15 protein-coding genes are annotated in these 16088 nt (G+C 55.0%); 5 read left to right on the top strand and 10 right to left on the bottom strand.

Features of this window, described 5'->3' with window-relative positions:
- Positions 1-48: 48 nt before the first annotated feature.
- Genes B5M42_RS19460 through B5M42_RS19445 form a run of 4 tightly spaced genes read left to right on the top strand, consistent with a single transcriptional unit; the run spans position 49 to position 5010 of the window.
- Positions 49-1836 (top strand): cache domain-containing sensor histidine kinase, encoded by a 1788-nt coding sequence (locus tag B5M42_RS19460; RefSeq protein ID WP_134752774.1) that lies wholly within the window; start codon positions 49-51, stop codon positions 1834-1836.
- The gene (locus B5M42_RS19455; RefSeq protein WP_134752772.1) at positions 1833-3461 is read left to right on the top strand and encodes a response regulator; all 1629 of its coding nucleotides are present in this window, start codon (positions 1833-1835) and stop codon (positions 3459-3461) included. Before B5M42_RS19460 ends, B5M42_RS19455 begins: the two co-directional genes overlap by 4 nt.
- A gap of 32 nt (positions 3462-3493) precedes the next feature.
- Positions 3494-3928 carry a hypothetical protein gene (locus B5M42_RS19450; RefSeq protein WP_134752770.1) on the top strand — a complete coding sequence of 145 codons (435 nt, stop codon included), beginning with the start codon at positions 3494-3496 and terminating at the stop codon, positions 3926-3928.
- Entirely contained in the window at positions 3925-5010 is a 1086-nt protein-coding gene (locus B5M42_RS19445; protein ID WP_209280710.1) for a phosphodiester glycosidase family protein, read from the top strand. The genes B5M42_RS19450 and B5M42_RS19445 overlap by 4 nt, the downstream gene beginning before the upstream one ends.
- 293 nt (positions 5011-5303) lie before the next feature.
- Here the strand turns inward: B5M42_RS19445 and B5M42_RS19440 are convergent, their stop codons facing one another.
- The 3 genes from B5M42_RS19440 to trmL form a co-directional block, all read right to left on the bottom strand.
- Positions 5304-5558: an AbrB/MazE/SpoVT family DNA-binding domain-containing protein gene (locus B5M42_RS19440; RefSeq protein WP_167689914.1), complete on the bottom strand. Its 255-nt coding sequence runs from the start codon at positions 5556-5558 to the stop codon at positions 5304-5306.
- 112 nt (positions 5559-5670) lie between these two features.
- A complete protein-coding gene (locus B5M42_RS19435; RefSeq protein ID WP_230633028.1) occupies positions 5671-6594 on the bottom strand; it encodes an MTAP family purine nucleoside phosphorylase in 924 nt (307 codons plus the stop codon).
- An 18-nt stretch (positions 6595-6612) separates the two neighbouring features.
- Entirely contained in the window at positions 6613-7077 is a 465-nt protein-coding gene (gene trmL, locus B5M42_RS19430) for a tRNA (uridine(34)/cytosine(34)/5-carboxymethylaminomethyluridine(34)-2'-O)-methyltransferase TrmL (protein WP_134752764.1), read from the bottom strand.
- 152 nt (positions 7078-7229) lie between these two features.
- Between trmL and B5M42_RS19425 the strand changes: the two genes are divergently transcribed.
- Complete coding sequence (locus B5M42_RS19425; protein WP_134752762.1) at positions 7230-7943, top strand: response regulator transcription factor; 714 nt, start codon at positions 7230-7232, stop codon at positions 7941-7943.
- Positions 7944-8181: 238 nt separating this feature from the next.
- Here B5M42_RS19425 and serC read toward each other — a convergent pair whose 3' ends face one another.
- From serC to B5M42_RS19390, 7 genes are all read right to left on the bottom strand, one after another.
- The gene (gene serC / locus B5M42_RS19420) at positions 8182-9270 is read right to left on the bottom strand and encodes a 3-phosphoserine/phosphohydroxythreonine transaminase (protein ID WP_134752760.1); all 1089 of its coding nucleotides are present in this window, start codon (positions 9268-9270) and stop codon (positions 8182-8184) included.
- Positions 9271-9475: 205 nt separating this feature from the next.
- Positions 9476-9991: a mismatch-specific DNA-glycosylase gene (locus B5M42_RS19415; RefSeq protein ID WP_134752758.1), complete on the bottom strand. Its 516-nt coding sequence runs from the start codon at positions 9989-9991 to the stop codon at positions 9476-9478.
- 155 nt (positions 9992-10146) lie between these two features.
- Positions 10147-11571 (bottom strand): type I glutamate--ammonia ligase, encoded by a 1425-nt coding sequence (glnA, locus tag B5M42_RS19410; RefSeq protein WP_134752756.1) that lies wholly within the window; start codon positions 11569-11571, stop codon positions 10147-10149.
- Between the two features lie 241 nt (positions 11572-11812).
- Complete coding sequence (gene aroF, locus B5M42_RS19405; protein WP_134752754.1) at positions 11813-12856, bottom strand: 3-deoxy-7-phosphoheptulonate synthase; 1044 nt, start codon at positions 12854-12856, stop codon at positions 11813-11815.
- Between the two features lie 156 nt (positions 12857-13012).
- A complete protein-coding gene (locus B5M42_RS19400; RefSeq protein WP_134752752.1) occupies positions 13013-13561 on the bottom strand; it encodes a DUF2062 domain-containing protein in 549 nt (182 codons plus the stop codon).
- A gap of 33 nt (positions 13562-13594) precedes the next feature.
- Positions 13595-14551, bottom strand: coding sequence for a 4-hydroxy-3-methylbut-2-enyl diphosphate reductase (locus tag B5M42_RS19395; RefSeq protein WP_134752750.1), 957 nt, complete (start codon positions 14549-14551; stop codon positions 13595-13597).
- Between the two features lie 57 nt (positions 14552-14608).
- Positions 14609-16087, bottom strand: a complete 1479-nt coding sequence (locus tag B5M42_RS19390) for a sensor histidine kinase (RefSeq protein WP_134752748.1) — start codon at positions 16085-16087, stop codon at positions 14609-14611.
- Position 16088: the final 1 nt, after the last annotated feature.

Genomic DNA, 16088 nt, shown 5'->3' with positions numbered 1-16088 from the left:
CCTGCTACAATGTAGGGTACAAATCCAAAAGAACCGGGATGATCCGTTATGATCAAAAACAGCATCCGCAACAAGCTTGTGCTTTTTTTGCTGGCCGCTACGCTGGTTCCTATTGTGACCTCGATCATTGTCACGTATGCGTTTACGAAGGATCGGGTAACCGAAGAAACGATCAAGACCAACTCCGCGCTGATCTCGCAAGGCAAAACCAACTTGATCAACTACTTGAACGGCGTCGCGCAGGCATCGCTGACGATCTATACGAACGATGAGCGCTACTATACGCTGCAGCAGCCGGAAATCAATTATTTGGGCGGCAAGCAAATTACCAGCGGCTTGCAGGTCATGTCGCATTCCGTTAAAGAGATTCAGCAAATCTATCTGTATGCCAAAGCGAGCGACCGCTCTTTTCTGATGGTGCACGACTTGTCCAAAATGGCCAATGGCCCTTATGCCAAGCTGCCGGCGTTTCCGGCCGGCCGGGACGTCTATTTCGAGCCTACGCACATTATGACCAATTACGATATTCCGCTTACCACATATCCTTCACCGATTCCCGTTCTGTCTATGCATCGGCGTATTATTAATTTCCCCGAAAATCGCGTGCTGGGCGAGCTGATCATCGACCTTGATCTGAGCGTGATAACCAGCGTCTGCGAGGATTTGCACGAATCCGGTAAGGAGGAGCTGTACATTCTCGCCAAGGACGGCACGGTTATATACGGCCCCGATCCCGCCCAATGGGGAAGCAAGCTGACCCAGAGCTGGGCGCTCAAAGCGATCGGCAGCAGTAGCGCGCAGGGCAGCTTTGCTTGGAACGGCGATGAATTTAACGGCATTAATTTATATGAAAATATGCAAACCGACGCTGTCGACTGGACGATCGTCAAGCGCATCCCCCTCGATGTGCTGTACAAAAACGCCCGCCAGCTCACGCTGATCAACACGCTCGTGCTCAGTTTGTTTCTCGTCATCGTTATTGCGGCGACGGTTTTCATCTCCATCCGCTTCACTTCGCCGATCAAGAAGCTGATTCGCTACATCACGAAAATTCAGGCCGGACAAATGAACGCCGAGATCGAGCTGTCGCGGACGGACGAGTTAGGCATTCTAGCCAACCGCTTCCATGTGCTGATCCAGAATCTGGAGCAGATGGTCATGCGCGAATACCGGCTGGAGCTGGCTAACAAATCGAATCAGCTGCGGGTGCTGCAGGCGCAAATCAACCCGCATTTCCTGAACAATGCGCTGCAATCGATCGGCACGCTGGCGCTGCAGCATAACGAACGGCGCATTTACGATCTCATTTCCTCGCTGGCCAAAATGATGCGCTACAGCATGAACACGCACGAATCGTCCGTGACGCTGCGCAAGGAGCTGGAGCATGTCAAATCCTATCTGGAGCTGCAAAAGCAACGCTTCGACCAGCAGCTCGAAATCGAATACGATACCGAGCCGGAGCTGCTCGCCGTGGAAGTGCCCAAGATGATTCTCCAGCCGATTGTGGAAAATTATTTCAAACACGGCTTCCAGCCGGCGCTGGGCATCGGACTTTTGCGCATCGCGATGAAGCGCGGCGAACGCGAGGAGCAACCTGTCCTGATCGTGCGCGTCGAGGATAACGGCAGCGGCTTGAGCGAAGACCGGATGGACGAGGTGCGCATGTCGCTGACCGCTCCGGCCACGGGGGCCGAAGAAGGCATCGGCCTCTGCAACGTGCTGTCGCGGCTGCAGCTGAGCTTCTCCGACCGCGCTGAGCTTACGTTGACAGCCGCACAGCCGCGCGGCTTGATTGTCACGCTGATCATTCCGCTTACCAAGGAGGAATCAAGTTGAAGGCACTGATTGTCGACGATGAAAAGCACGTCCGCGACGCCATTCGGCTACTGGTCGACTGGAGCCGTCACGGTATCGATACGGTTCTGGAAGCAGCCGATGGACAAACCGCCATTGACTGCGTACGCATTGAGAAGCCGGAAATTATTATGACCGATATGATGATGCCCGGCGTTGGCGGCGTCGAGCTGCTGGAATGGCTGCATACGAACGCTCCGGCGAGCAAGACGGTCGTGATCAGCGGGCACGACGACTTCTCCCTCCTGCGCCATACCGTCAAATACGGCGGCACCGACTACATTCTCAAGCCGATTGATCCCGAGCAGCTCGACGAAGCGCTGGCCAAAGCAGTCGATACGTGGTGCCGCGAAGAGGGCGAGCGCTCTCATCAACTGGAGCGCAGCATCGAGGTTAACCGGCTCAAGCCGGTGTATTGGGAGAAGCTGCTGTCCAATCTGCTCGTCGAGCCGACCTTGTACGAGGGAGCCGCGGCGCAGCTGGAGAAGGAGTTGGGCCTGCCTCGCGCGCTGGCCGCCTGCCGCGTCGCTATATTAAGTCTCGACACGATGGAGCGCAGCTTGAAGATGAAATTTCAGAACAACCTGGATTTGTTGTTCTTCTCGCTTGTTAACATCTGCAACGAATTTCTGCGGGCGACGCCGGTCGGCTTTGCGTTCCGCTACTGGAACAGCGAGAACGAAATCGTCCTGCTGCTGTGGGACGAGCAGCAGCAGCAACAGCCCGCCGCTCTGCTGGCGGGCATCAACGAAGGGCTGCGCACGACGCTGCGCTGCCGGCTCGATTTCGGGATCGGCGGATCGCACCCGTTCCCGTTCGAGTTGCGCCGCTCCTACGAGGAGGCGCGCGGCGCGCTTCGCCAGCGCAACCTGCTGGCGAAGCTGACTTGGGTCCACGACGCAGCCGCGGGACCGCCCCTGCACGCGCAACGTGCCGTGCAGTTCAGCGACTACGCCGAGCGCATCCATCTGGCGATCCGCAGCGGCAGCAGCGAGCAGGTCCAGGCGGCGGTGCAGCTATGGGTCGATGCGCTCAAGCAGCTGCCGTGCATCACGCTGGAGCTGCTCGATCACTGGTGGCGCGAATATGCCATCCTCAAGCGCCGCTGGGTGCGCGAGTCCGTGCCGGCCGGCAGCGAGCCGGATGAGCAGCTGACCGCGCTCGGCGAAGCGCCGGGCATGATCGTGCCGCTCGACGAGCACGGCATTGTGTCGCTGCCGCTGTATCAGCAAGAGCTGACGCGCGACATCCTCGATCTGTCCAAGGCGCTGCTCGGCCGCCAGCAGAAGGAGCATAACGTCATTTTCGACATCGCCGCCTATATCGAAAGCCGCTACAATGAAGACGTCACGCTGCAAAGCATCGCCAGCCGCTTTTTTCTCAGCCGCGAATACATTTCCCGCAAATTCAAGATGGAGTTTGGCGTCAATTTGTCCGATTATCTCGGCGCCATTCGCATCGAGAAAGCGAAGCTTCTGCTGCTCAATCCGAACCTGCGCATTTCCCAGATTGCGGAGATGGTCGGTTATCAGGACGAAAAATATTTCAGCAAAGTGTTCAAAAAGCAAACAGGCTTTACGCCTAACGAATTCCGCAAAAAATCTTGACGGGCGACACTAACTTGACGAGGTGATGGATCATGAATACGCCCCTTCAGCCTGCCGCGCAGGATGCCGGCTTTGCGCGTTCCGGCAAATCGGCCAAGACCCGCAGAAAAACCTACGTGCTGCTGCTTGTCGGCTGGCTTGTGCTGGTCGCAATCGGCGTCACCGGCGCCGTGCTGTATAGCGAGCACCTGAAGCAGCAAATCACTGCCGATATCGCCAAGCAAACCACTGAGCAGCTCCAGTCCGTCGAAGCCGATTACCAAAAACAGGTCGACGATCTGCGAACCAGCGTCAATGCCGAGGTCGAGGCGCTGGAGAAAAAGGTCGAAGCGCTGAACGAGCTGCTGGCTTTCACCAAAGACAGCGCCAACAGCAAAACCGACAACAGCAACCAGCTCTACACCCAGTTGGAGGAAGTCAAAAAAAAGCTGGACGAGCTTCAGCATAATCTGGATGTGCTGAAATGATCATTCCCGTTCAGCAAATCAACCGTCTGCTGCTGCTCGCCTGCGCCCCCTTCCTCGGCGCTTTAGTCTGGCTGCTGGCCCAGCAGGCACATATCGAGCTGCCCGCACTGATTCGCCCGTCTGCGCAAGCCGCAACGGCTGCAGCCGGGCCGCTGCTCGCCGGCGCACAGACGACGGCAGCCAAGCTCGATCTGGCGCAAGCCGACGCCGCGCAAATCAAATCCACCATCGAGCAATATTACGAGGTGTATGCCAAAAGCGCCGCGCAAATGAACGCCATGCTCAGCGCCGCCACGGCGCAAGCGGCCCGGCCGGGCTTGATCTACGACAGCCGGATCACAGCCCGGCTAGGCCAGCCGCTGCGTCAGGCGTCGTCAGGCAATATCGACCTCAAGCTGTTTGCGCTTAGCGACACGCATTACAACGGCTATGCGCTCAAGGTCAATCTCAAAAACGACAAAGCCGTCAAGCTCGTCCTTGGCAAAGACAAGCTGGGCAGCAGCGAGACAACGCTTGAAGCCTCCAGCCGCTATGGCGCCATCGCCGCCATCAATGCCGGCGGCTTTGCCGACGATAATCGCGGCCGCCGCTACCCGATGGATACCACGGTCATCGGCAGCAAATACGTTAACGGCTTTTTTCCCACCAACAACGATACGGTCTTCATCGGACTGGACCAAAAGCTGCGGCTGATTGGCGGCAAATTCTCCAGCCAGTCGGAGCTGGACAAGCTGCAGCCGCTGATGGGCTCGACGTTTGTCCCGACGTTGCTGCAAAGCGGTGCCAAAGCGGCAATTCCCGCACGCTGGCAGACATCGCCGGTCCGCGCCGCGCGCACGATTGTCGGTAATTACAAAAACGACCAGCTGCTGTTTATTGTCACCGATGGCCGCGATGAAAGCGGCAATTCCGGCGCGACGCTCGCCGAGCTGCAGGATCGCTTGCAGGCGCTGGGCGTACGCGATGCCTACAACCTTGACGGCGGCGGCTCGTCGACGCTTGTCTTTAACGGCACGGTGATCAATCATCCGTCCGACGGCCGGCTGCGTCCGCTTGCGACGCACCTGCTCTTTTTCAAATAGAGAAAATTCACAGTTTATTCGTTTCTTTTTTGCCGCACGTTGGGTTATAATAGACGTTAATGAGTTCCGGTTTCGTTATTTTTGTAGGGGGTGCCTGTATATGTCAGCTGCATTTTGGATCACTATCATGGTATTTGTATTGTTCGTAGTCGCTATGCTGACGGCTGCTTACAACGACGATAAAACCAAAGGGCTGTAAGGATTCGCGAAGGTCGCACAGCCTGCCTGCCGCCAACAAAAAAAGCATCGTCTTCCCTCGGGAAGCGATGCTTTTTCTTTGGCACCGGACAACCTTACGCCCGGGTTTTCAGTTCGTTCATTTCTGCAAGGCACACACCGCAAATATGGCGTTCTCTGAATTCGCTGACCTGCTCCATGTTTCCGCAGAACACGCATTTCGGCCGGTAACGCTCAAGAATGATATGGTCACCTTGAACAAGAATCTCCACCGGGTCCCCTTCATTCATCTGGTAACGCTTTCTCAACGACTTTGGCAAAACAATTCGTCCCAATTGATCGACTTTACGTACAACTCCTGCTGGCTTCATCATAGGACTTCACCTCTTTCTAAAATTGCTTTTCCATGACTCTGGAACTAGCTTTTAAATATGTATACGCTGTTATATCGTACCTAATTCGCCATAGTCACAGGAATTCCTTCTACTTTGAATCCAAATCCTGAATTTCCTTCAAAAGAGTTGCTTTACGCAAGGACAAGCAGTTGCAAGCATTTTGCTCTTGGTCAATTCCTGCCAGCGCATCCAGCAAAATATGCCCGATCCGCTGCGATTCGCCATAGAAAATGTCCGACAAATCCTTGTGATCCCAATCCTTGATAATGCCTTCAGCATAATTGACCACCATATAAATGCCCGCATAGCAAGCGCCGATTTCCCGGGCCAAGTAGACCTCGGGACAAATGCTCTGCCCGACAATGTCGCCGTGCCAGCCGCGGAACATCTGCACCTCCGCCGGGCTTTCAAAATGGCGGCCGTCCGTATTGACGTAAATGCCGCGGTCAAATACGTGGCGCGGACGCGGTGTACGCGATTTCTGTTCGCCTTCCTCCGCTTGCGCCTCTTCCACGAACGATTGCGCCGTATGCCGGCGAGCCGCATCGGTTAGCGCCGCAGCCTGCGTCGGACAAATCGCTTCGCGCATCACCAGCAAATACGGGCCGCCGAGCCCGACGTCCTTGCGCATCGAATTGTCGATGTAATCGTTGGGAATCACCAGGTCGCGCAGCTCCAGCAAATGATTGATGCTGCCGACGCCGCCTTCGACAAAAATCTTCTTCACGCCGGCTTGTCCAAGCACCCAGAACAATTGCTGCGAAGCAACGCCGCGCGTAACCACATTCGGCCGCCAGCCGTGCATCCGCACATTCAGCACCCGCTTGTCGCCCTGCCGGAACAGCTTGAACTCCGGGCTTTCGCCGTAAGGAGTATCGAACACCAATCCGGTCGCCAGCATCTCGATATCCGCCCGGTTCAGGTCCTCCGGAAACTGAATCGAAAACATACTCGAACCGCTAATAATCGCAAAATCCGCTTGAGGAATCGTAGTCTCTTGCGCTGCAGTCACGTACATACAGCTCCTTTCTTACGTCAGGCCGGCAAAACCCGTTTGCCGCAAGCCCTCATACAAAATAATCGCCGCCGAATTCGACAAATTCAGCGAACGTACCGCATCCGACATCGGCATCCGCATCAGCGTCTCGGGATGCTCGGCCAGCAGCTCCTCCGGCAATCCGCGCGTTTCCCTGCCAAACACGAAAAAATCCCCGTCCTGAAACGCAAAATCCGTATACCGCTTCTTCGCTTTCGTGGTCGCAAAGAAAAACCGATGCTCTGCGTACGCCTCCAGCACCTCGGCAAACGAATCATGAACCTCCAATTTGACCGATGGCCAATAATCCAATCCCGCACGCTTCAGCGTCTTGTCGTCGATCTGAAAGCCCAGCGGCCGCACCAGATGCAAATACGTCCCCGTCGCTGCGCACGTACGCGATATATTTCCCGTATTGGCGGGAATTTCCGGCTCCACCAGCACAATATGAAAAGCCATTACCGACGTTCACCTCATCCCTTCTATCCTATTACAACCGCAAGCCGAATGCAATTTTACACTGGCTTTACGTCATCTTAATCCGTCGATGACAGATTTTTGCCACAATAAACATAGAATACTATCCCTCGACATAAAGGAGCCAACGATCGATGAAAAAGAAAATTTTGATCGTCGATGACGAGCCTTCCATTTCCATGCTGATTGAATTCAATCTCAAGCTCGCCGGATTTGACGTTCATTGCGTCTACGACGGCGAAGCCGTCTTCGAAGCGATTCCCGTGTTTCGTCCGGACCTGATCGTACTGGACTTGATGCTGCCCAAAATGGACGGCTTCCAGGTGTGCCGCAAGCTGCGCCACCACAACAACCTCGTGCCGATCGTTATGCTGACGGCCATGCAGGACCTGTCCGACAAAATCGCCGGCCTCGACAACGGCGCCGACGATTACATGACCAAGCCCTTTAGTCCGCCCGAGCTGATCTCGCGGATTCAAGCCATCCTGCGCCGCGTCCAGACGCTGCCGACGGCCCCTGCGCAAACACCGATCCAGATCGGCCAGCTGACGATCCAGCCCGACCAGCGCGAGGTCGCCGTCAACGGCACGCCAGTTGATTTGACGCCTAAGGAATTCGAGCTGCTACTGTTCCTGTGCAAGCATCGCGGCAAGGTGCTCAGCCGCCAGCAGCTGCTGCACGGCGTATGGGACTACCACTTCCTCGGCGACACGCGGATCGTCGACGTGCACATCTCCCATCTTCGCGACAAGCTGGAGAGCAGCGCCCGTAATCCGGAATACATCATCACGATTCGCAACGTCGGCTACAAGCTGACCGAGCCTGCAGCCAAGGAAGTGCTGGCTTGATGCTTTTTCTCGCGATTTCGCACATGTTCGTTGCAAACAGGTGTCTGCCGACAGACGCCTGTTTTTATTTACCGGACGTGTTGCCCGCCACTCCCACGATTCCGCACCAACATGACTACGCACCCAGCCAAGCAGTCGAGCAATCGAGCAGCCGCTTGCCGGACCGCGCGCAAAACGCGCGCCTCAACCGAGACGCGCGCAGGGGATGCGGCTATCGCCAAACGGCGGACAAGCTCGCTTAGCCGTTGCGTTTTTGGAAATCGATCATGAAATCGGCCAGCGCCTTGCAAGCCTCGTAAGGCACGGCGTTGTACGTCGATGCGCGCAGACCGCCTACGCTGCGGTGGCCTTTGAGGCCAACGAAGCCTTGCGCTGCTGTTTCCTTGATGAATTTCTTCTCCAGCTCTTCATCGGCGAGACGGAACGTTACGTTCATCATCGAACGGCTACCCACGTCAACCGGACCACGGAAGAAGCCGCCGCTTTGATCGATGGCACTGTAGATCAGGCCGGTTTTTTCCCGGTTGTTTTTCTCCACGGCTGCCAGACCACCTTGGCCTTTGATCCATTTGAGCACAAGATTCACCATATAAATCGAATACACCGGCGGCGTATTGTAAAGCGAATTGTTTTTCGCATGAATCTCGTAACGCAGCATGGTCGGGATGTTTTTCGGCAAGTCCTGAAGCATGTCCTCACGCAAAATAACGACCGTAACACCAGAAGGTCCGAGGTTTTTCTGCGCGCCCGCATAGATCATCGCAAATTTCGACACATCCACCGGACGGCTCAAAATATCGGACGACATGTCGCCGATCAGTGGCACGCTGCCCGTATCCGGGAAGCTTTGGAACTGTGCGCCTTCAATCGTCTCGTTCGACGTCAGGTGCAAATAAGCGGCATTCTCGGGAATGACAATCTCGCTGAGTGCAGGGATTTTCATAAATTTCTGATCCTTCGAGCTGGCTGCCAGCTGCACTTCGCCGAACAGCTGCGCTTCCTGGATCGCTTTCTCAGCCCAGGCGCCTGTCAGCACGTAGCTGCCAACCTTGCCGGCTTTCAGGAAGTTCATCGGAATCATGGCAAATTGCGTGCTCGCTCCGCCTTGCAGGAACTGCACTTGATATCCTTCCGGAATGCTGAAAATTTCTTTCAGCAACGCTTGCGTTTCGTTATGAACCTGCTCGTATTCCGCACTGCGGTGCGAGATTTCCATAATTGACATGCCGATTCCTTGAAATTCGACAAGCTCCTCTTGCGCTTTTTGCAGCACTTCAAGCGGAAGCGCCGCAGGACCCGCGTTAAAATTGTAGGCCCGGTTTCCCATGTTTAACCACACCTTTTCTACATGTATTATGGCTATGATAGCAATATTCCCCGGTTGCATCAAGTAAAACCTGACCGCACGGGCTGAAAAATACCTGCATCCGCTTCCACGGACCGTTCAGCTGCGGAATCTTCCGCTCACGGCTTCAAGCATGCGGCAGCGACGTACTGCGCCCTGCTCTCGCACCGCTTGCCTCCGCCATTTTTCACGGCTGTTCGACATACCTCAACAGCCCGCGGTAGATGTCGGTCATCTCGTCCAGCTTCATTCGCACCAGCCCGCTGGACGACGGACATACATATTCGACCACGCCCGGCACAAGCGGATCGGGCTGGGCGCCCCAGCCCATGCCGCGGCGACCGCTGTACTGCTCGTACACGCCTTTGCCGACAAAGCAAGCGACGCGCGGGCGGTACGCAGCGATTTTGCCGCGCAGTATCTCGCGACCTTCGGCGTATTCTGTGGGCGTAATTTCTGCCGCCGTCGCTGTCGGACGAGCGACAATATTCGTAAAGCCGTAGCCAAGCGCGAGCAGATCGCCGTCCTCTTGCGGCTTGTACAGGCGCGGCGTCAGTCCGCAGCCGTGCAAAATGCGATAAAATCGATTGCTCGGATTGGCATAATGATGCCCGGTTTCGCCCGAACGGATGCTCGGATTGTAACCGATAAACAAAATCGCCAGCCCCGGCCTCAAATGATCGGTAATCGGCGCAAGCGTCATCTGCGTCCACCGCCTTTCACGCATTGCCTCGCAGCTTCATCCGGCTTGGCGCACCGCAAACAGCCGCTTGATTTCACATGAAAGGGCTGTCCCCGAAGTCGCATTGACCTTCGGGACAGCCCTCGTCTTTCTATTCGCGCCTGTTTCGCCGCTAATTAGCAGTCGAAGTACAGGGAGTACTCGTGCGGATGAATGCGGATGGAAACAGCTTTCGCTTCGCCGCGTTTGTAGTCCACATAGTTGTTGATGAAGTCTTGCGTGAATACGCCGCCTTCGAGCAAGAACTCGTGATCGGCTTCCAGAGCGTCAAGCGCTTCGTCCAGTGTGCCTGGAACGCTGCGGATTTCCGCTTTGTCTTCGTCAGCAAGATCATAGATGTTTTTATCCAGCGGACCGTAGCCCAGTGCGCGAGGATCGATTTTTTTCTTGATGCCGTCCAGACCTGCCATCAGCATAGCTGCGAAAGCGAGGTATGGGTTAGCTGTGCTGTCCGGTGTACGGAACTCGATACGGCAGCCTTTTGGCGTAACTGCAGCAACCGGGATACGAACGGCAGCGGAACGGTTACCTTTGGAGAACACGAGGTTAACCGGAGCTTCGTAGCCAGGAACAAGACGTTTGAACGAGTTGGTGCTTGGGTTCGTCAAAGCGATCAGGGCTGGAGCGTGGTACAGGATACCGCCAATGTAGTACATAGCCAGATCAGACAGGTTAGCGTATTTGCCTTTTTCGTAGAACAGCGGCTCGCTGCCGTTGAAAATGGATTGGTGAACGTGCATACCGCTACCGTTGTCGCCAAACAGCGGCTTCGGCATGAATGTTGCTACCTTACCGTATTGTCTAGCTGTGTTGGCAACGATATATTTGTATTTCAGCAGGTTGTCGGCAGTTTTCGTCAGCGTGTCGAAACGGAAATTGATTTCCGCTTGACCTGCAGTTGCCACTTCGTGGTGGTGACGCTCGATGCGCAGGCCGGTTTCAGCCAGCAAACGACACATTTCACTGCGGATATCTTGTTGGGAGTCCGTTGGAGCAACTGGCACGTAACCGCCCTTTACAGGGATTTTGTACGCAAGGTTGCCGCCTTCTTCTTTGCGGCCTGTGTTCCAGCCAGCTTCTTCGGAGTCAACTTCGAAGAACGATTTGTTCATGCCGGATTCGTAACGAACGTCGTCAAAGATGAAGAACTCGGACTCAGGCGCGAAAAATGCAGTCGTACCCACGCCTGTCGTTTGCAGATATTCTTCAGCTTTTTGCGCGATGCTGCGTGGGTCACGCTCATAACGCTCGCCGTCCGGCGTGTGGATGTTACACATGATCACGAGTGTTGCGTGAGCTGTGAAAGGATCAATATAAGCCGTTTCTGTATCAGGCATCATAACCATATCGGACTCTTCAATGCCGCGGAAGCCAGGGATTGAGGAACCGTCGAAAGCAACGCCCACTTCGAACGTTTCTTCTTCAACTTCGGAAGCTGGAACGGAGATATGCTGCTGTTTACCGGAAAGACCTACGAAACGAAAATCAACCCATTCAATTTTCTTTTCTTTAATGAGGTTCAATACATTTTGAACTGACATTTAAAATAACCCTCCTGTTTCCGTACATTCAACGTACTTTGCGATATGATTGTTCAACTTTTGGTTGATATCTTGCACATATTATATAGCTTTAGAGCTTTCATCGTCAATACTTATGTAAGGTATTTTTTATAGGGGTGTGAGCTAATCTTACACTGTTCACAGATTTGTGCGAACCGCAAAAAAGAGGCCGTTTTCCCGCTTATGGGAAGCTCGGCCTCTTGATTTTTTCATGGTTATGTTAAGCCAGAATCGGCTCCTTTTTCGTATCGAAACGTTTGCCCAGCAGCGGCGCCAGCTTCTCCAGATCGGCCAGCAGTCTGGCGAATTGATCCGGGAACAGCGACTGTACGCCGTCTCCGGTCATCGAATTGTCCGGATCGGTGTGCATTTCGATGATCAGTCCGTCCGCTCCGGCGGCTACAGACGCCTTCGTCATCGGCTCGACCAGCTCGCGGCGTCCCGTGCCGTGGCTCGGATCGGAAATGACCGGCAGATGGCTCAGGTTCTTGAGCACGGGAATCGCGGACAAATCGAGCGTATTGCGCGTGTAGGTTTCGAATGTTCGGATTCCGCGTTCGCAAAGCATAACGTTCGGATTTCCACCCGCCAGGATGTATTCAGCGGCATTCAGAAATTCGTCGTAGGTGGAGCTGAAGCCCCGCTTGAGCAGCACCGGCGTCTGGATCGTTCCTAGCTTGCGCAGCAAGTCGAAGTTCTGCATGTTGCGCGTGCCTACCTGCAGGATATCGGCATGCTCGGCGCAAATATCCACGTATTCCGGCGTCATGACTTCGGTAATCGTCAGCAGTCCGTGCTTGCGTCCCGCTTCGGCCATCATCTCCAGTCCTTCAACGCCCACGCCCTGGAAGCTGTAGGGGCCCGTTCTCGGCTTAAAGGCGCCGCCGCGCAACACCTGACCGCCTGCCGCTTTGACCAGACGAGCGATTTCATCGATTTGCTCCGGCGATTCGACCGCGCAAGGTCCGCCCATAATGACGAGTTGATCGCCGCCGATCTCGATGTCCTTGATTTTAATGACCGTATTCGACGGATGGAAGTCGCGGCTGGCCAGCTTGTAGGACTTGGAAATCTTCACGACCTGCTCGACGCCCGACATTTGGCGCAGCTGCTCGGCCAGCTTGGGATCGGCTTTGCCGATAATGCCGATGACCGTCCGGTCCTCGCCTTTGGATACATGCGCTTGCACGCCGTTCTTTTCAATGATATGCACCAGCTCTTGAATACGCTCATCGGAAACTTTGTTGGATGTAATGACGATCATGTTATTCACTCTCCTAAACTCTTAATCACTTCAACGCGTGTATGCTTCTATGCGTGTATGCTTTTATGCTTGTTCGCTTCAACGCTTATTCGCTTTTAAGCTTTTAATCACTAAAGCAAATATACAACGCCTGACGTTATTTCGTCAAGCGTTAAATTATTTCGCTTTATCCAGAATCAGCAGCTGCTCCTTGCGCAATCTGCGCTTTTCCTTCCGGCGGTTAGCATGATACTGCAACAGCAGCACAACCGGAAAATACATGATAAGTCCAAGCACGGCGCCGACAACCATTCCTCCAACGAGCAGATCGAGACTGCTGCGGATAAACTTGACCAGCAAATGCGGCAAATGCGGAGATATATGGATCAAATAATATTTGACCGGCTTAGGTACGAGAATTTCACCGACCTGCTTGTTCAGAAAAGCGAGCGGAATATAGATCAGCTTGCCGAACAAAAAACCGATCAAAGCTCCGGCTAAATTGGCTCTCATCAAATATACGAGGGGAAGGATCAGCAAAGCGGCGAGACCCGCCGTCGGCAAGGTGAACATCTCAACGGCAAGACCGATGGAGAAGCCCCTGGCCACCTTGGACGGTCCTCCCTTGGCGCGAAGCAGCATCAGATACTTGTATCTGAACCAACGTTTGGTGCTTTTCCAATCGAAGCGAATTTTGTTGGCCTTCACCTTCTGTGCACGCTGCATACTGCTCATCCCTATCGGATTGGAATAAAAAAGCTATTCGTTGCTCACGTTCTTCGTCTTGGCGGCAGGAATCAGCTTCTTCATATTAATACTACGTTTAACTTCCCAAGTGGTTTCATCTTTCGGATCGTACGCTTCCAGATAATGAATGACCTCTTTGGTAATCGGCGTTGGCGTCGAAGCGCCCGAAGTTACCGCCACCTTGGAAATTCCCTCCAGCCATGCGCGGTCCAGCTCGGTAATATCGGCAATGCGGTACGCCTTAACGCCGGCAATTTCCTCCGATACCTGAGCCAAACGATTGGAATTGTTGCTCTTAGGATCGCCCACGACGATGACCAGCTCGGCCTGCTTGGCCTGCTCGGCGACAGCCTCTTGGCGCACCTGCGTCGCCAGACAAATCTCGTTATGAATTTCGGCGCGCGGAAACCGCTCCAGCAGCCGGTTCATAATGTGCTTGATATCCCATTGGCTCATCGTCGTCTGATTGGTGATGAGGATGCGCTCGGCAGTCAGCTCCAGCTGGTCCGCTTCTTCCAGACGCTCGATCAGATGCACGCGCCCCGGCGCAACGCCAACGGCGCCCTCCGGCTCGGGATGACCTTTTTTGCCGATATAAATGACCTCGTAGCCCTCGGCGACCTTCTCACGAATCAAAACATGCGTCTTCGTCACGTCGGGACACGTCGCATCGACCACGGTCAGCCCCTTTTCACGCGCCCTGCGGCGCACCTCGGGCGATACGCCATGCGCGGTAAAAATCACAGTCCCCTTCTCCACCTGCTCCAAAATTTCCAGACGGTTCTCGCCGTCCAGCGTAATAATGCCCTCTTCGTTAAAAAACTCCGTTACGTGCGCATTATGCACGATCATGCCCAAAATATAGACCGGTCTCGGTAAATTCAGATTGCGGGCAGCTTCCGCCGCCAGCGCCATCGCGTCGACTACGCCATAGCAGTAGCCGCGCGGCGATATTTTGATCACTTCCATGCTGGGTACACTCCGATCCGCCTACTACAGCAGCCGTTTTCTTTTTATTATAGCGAATTAGACGGATACAGGAAAGCTGGCGGGAATCCACACGACAAAGGTGCTGCCTTCATCCTTGCGCGTCGTCACCTCGATCGAGCCGCCGTGTTCATCGATGATCCATTTAGCAATTGAAAGGCCTAGTCCCGTGCCGGCCGTTTTGCCACGCGACACGTCCGCCCGATAGAAGCGATCGAAAATATGCGGAATCTCCTCCTTCTCCATCCCGATGCCCGAATCGGCAATTCGCAGTCCGATCTGATCCTCCGTGCGCAGCGCATCCAGCTTCACATAGCCCTCCGGCGTGTATTTGAACGCATTCTCGATAAAAATAAACAGCAGCTGCTGCAAATAATCGCGATTACCGGCAATGACGGCGTCATCCAATGCGCTCAAATCGCCGACGATCCAGTCGGCGGCATGCGGCAGCAGCTGCGCCTTGCGCGCCACGTCTTCGACGAGCGGGCGGGCTTCAAGCCGCGTCTTCTCCATCTGAATGCCGGCATCGGCCCGCGCCAAAGCCAGCAGGTCATTGACGAGCCGGCTCATCCGCTGCGATTCGCTCGCGATATCGCGCATCGCCTCCAGCGACAGCTCCATCTGCTGCGGATCGGCCAGCTGTGTCTGGTCTGAAGTCCGGCGCCACATCTTCTCCAACAGGTCCACATTGCCGCGAATCGTCGTCAGCGGCGTGCGCAGCTCGTGCGAAGCGTCGGATACGAACCGCCGCTGCGCCCTGTACGCCTCCTCCAGCTCGGAGTAAATCACCTGGATCCGCGACAGCATGCCGTTAATGGTGTCGGTGAGCCGGCCGATTTCGTCGCGCGGCCCGTCATACAAAATCCGCTTCTCCAGATCGTGGCCGCTTTCAATCTGATTGGCCGCTTCGATCACCTGGTCGATTGGCATGAGCGCCTTGCGCGCCAGAAACCAGCCGAGCGAAGCGGCAATGACGATCGTCACCAAGGCCAGCAGCGCCAGCACGTATTGGAGCCGATCCAGAAATTGCTCATATTGGCTAATCGGCTTGGCCGCCTGCAGCACGCCGAGCAGCTGCTTGGGCCCGTTCAAATCGCCGTAAATACCGATGTGATAAATCAGCAGATCCTGACCGGCGACACGCGCCTTCTCAAAATAGGTGCTGGATTGCTGCAGCTTGTCCAGCGTATCCTTCGTAACCGGCAGCTTGACATCGTAGTACTGCAAATTCGCCGAGCGGTTGACTGTTCGGAGCTGCACGTTATAAAGCTGCAGGAACGTATTGGTCGAATAGAAATCGCGGCTTTCCAGCTCCAGATCCAGCACCAGCCCCTTGAGCGACAAGCCGAGGTTTTTTTGCACGCGCGAATAGGTCGTCTCCGCTTCCCGCTTCAAGTCGCTGCGCACATCGTTGTATAGAAAGTAGTTGAGAAAAAAGTACAAGCCGATGCCGAACAGCAGCAGCGTCACCGCCAGGATGCCCGAATACCACAATGTCAGTCTGAGGCGGAGCGACATG

The sequence above is a fragment of the Paenibacillus athensensis genome, from assembly GCF_004514475.2.
GTDB classification, from domain to species: Bacteria; Bacillota; Bacilli; order Paenibacillales; family NBRC-103111; genus Paenibacillus_AL; species Paenibacillus_AL athensensis.
This window is presented reverse-complemented; position numbering and strand designations above follow the sequence as displayed.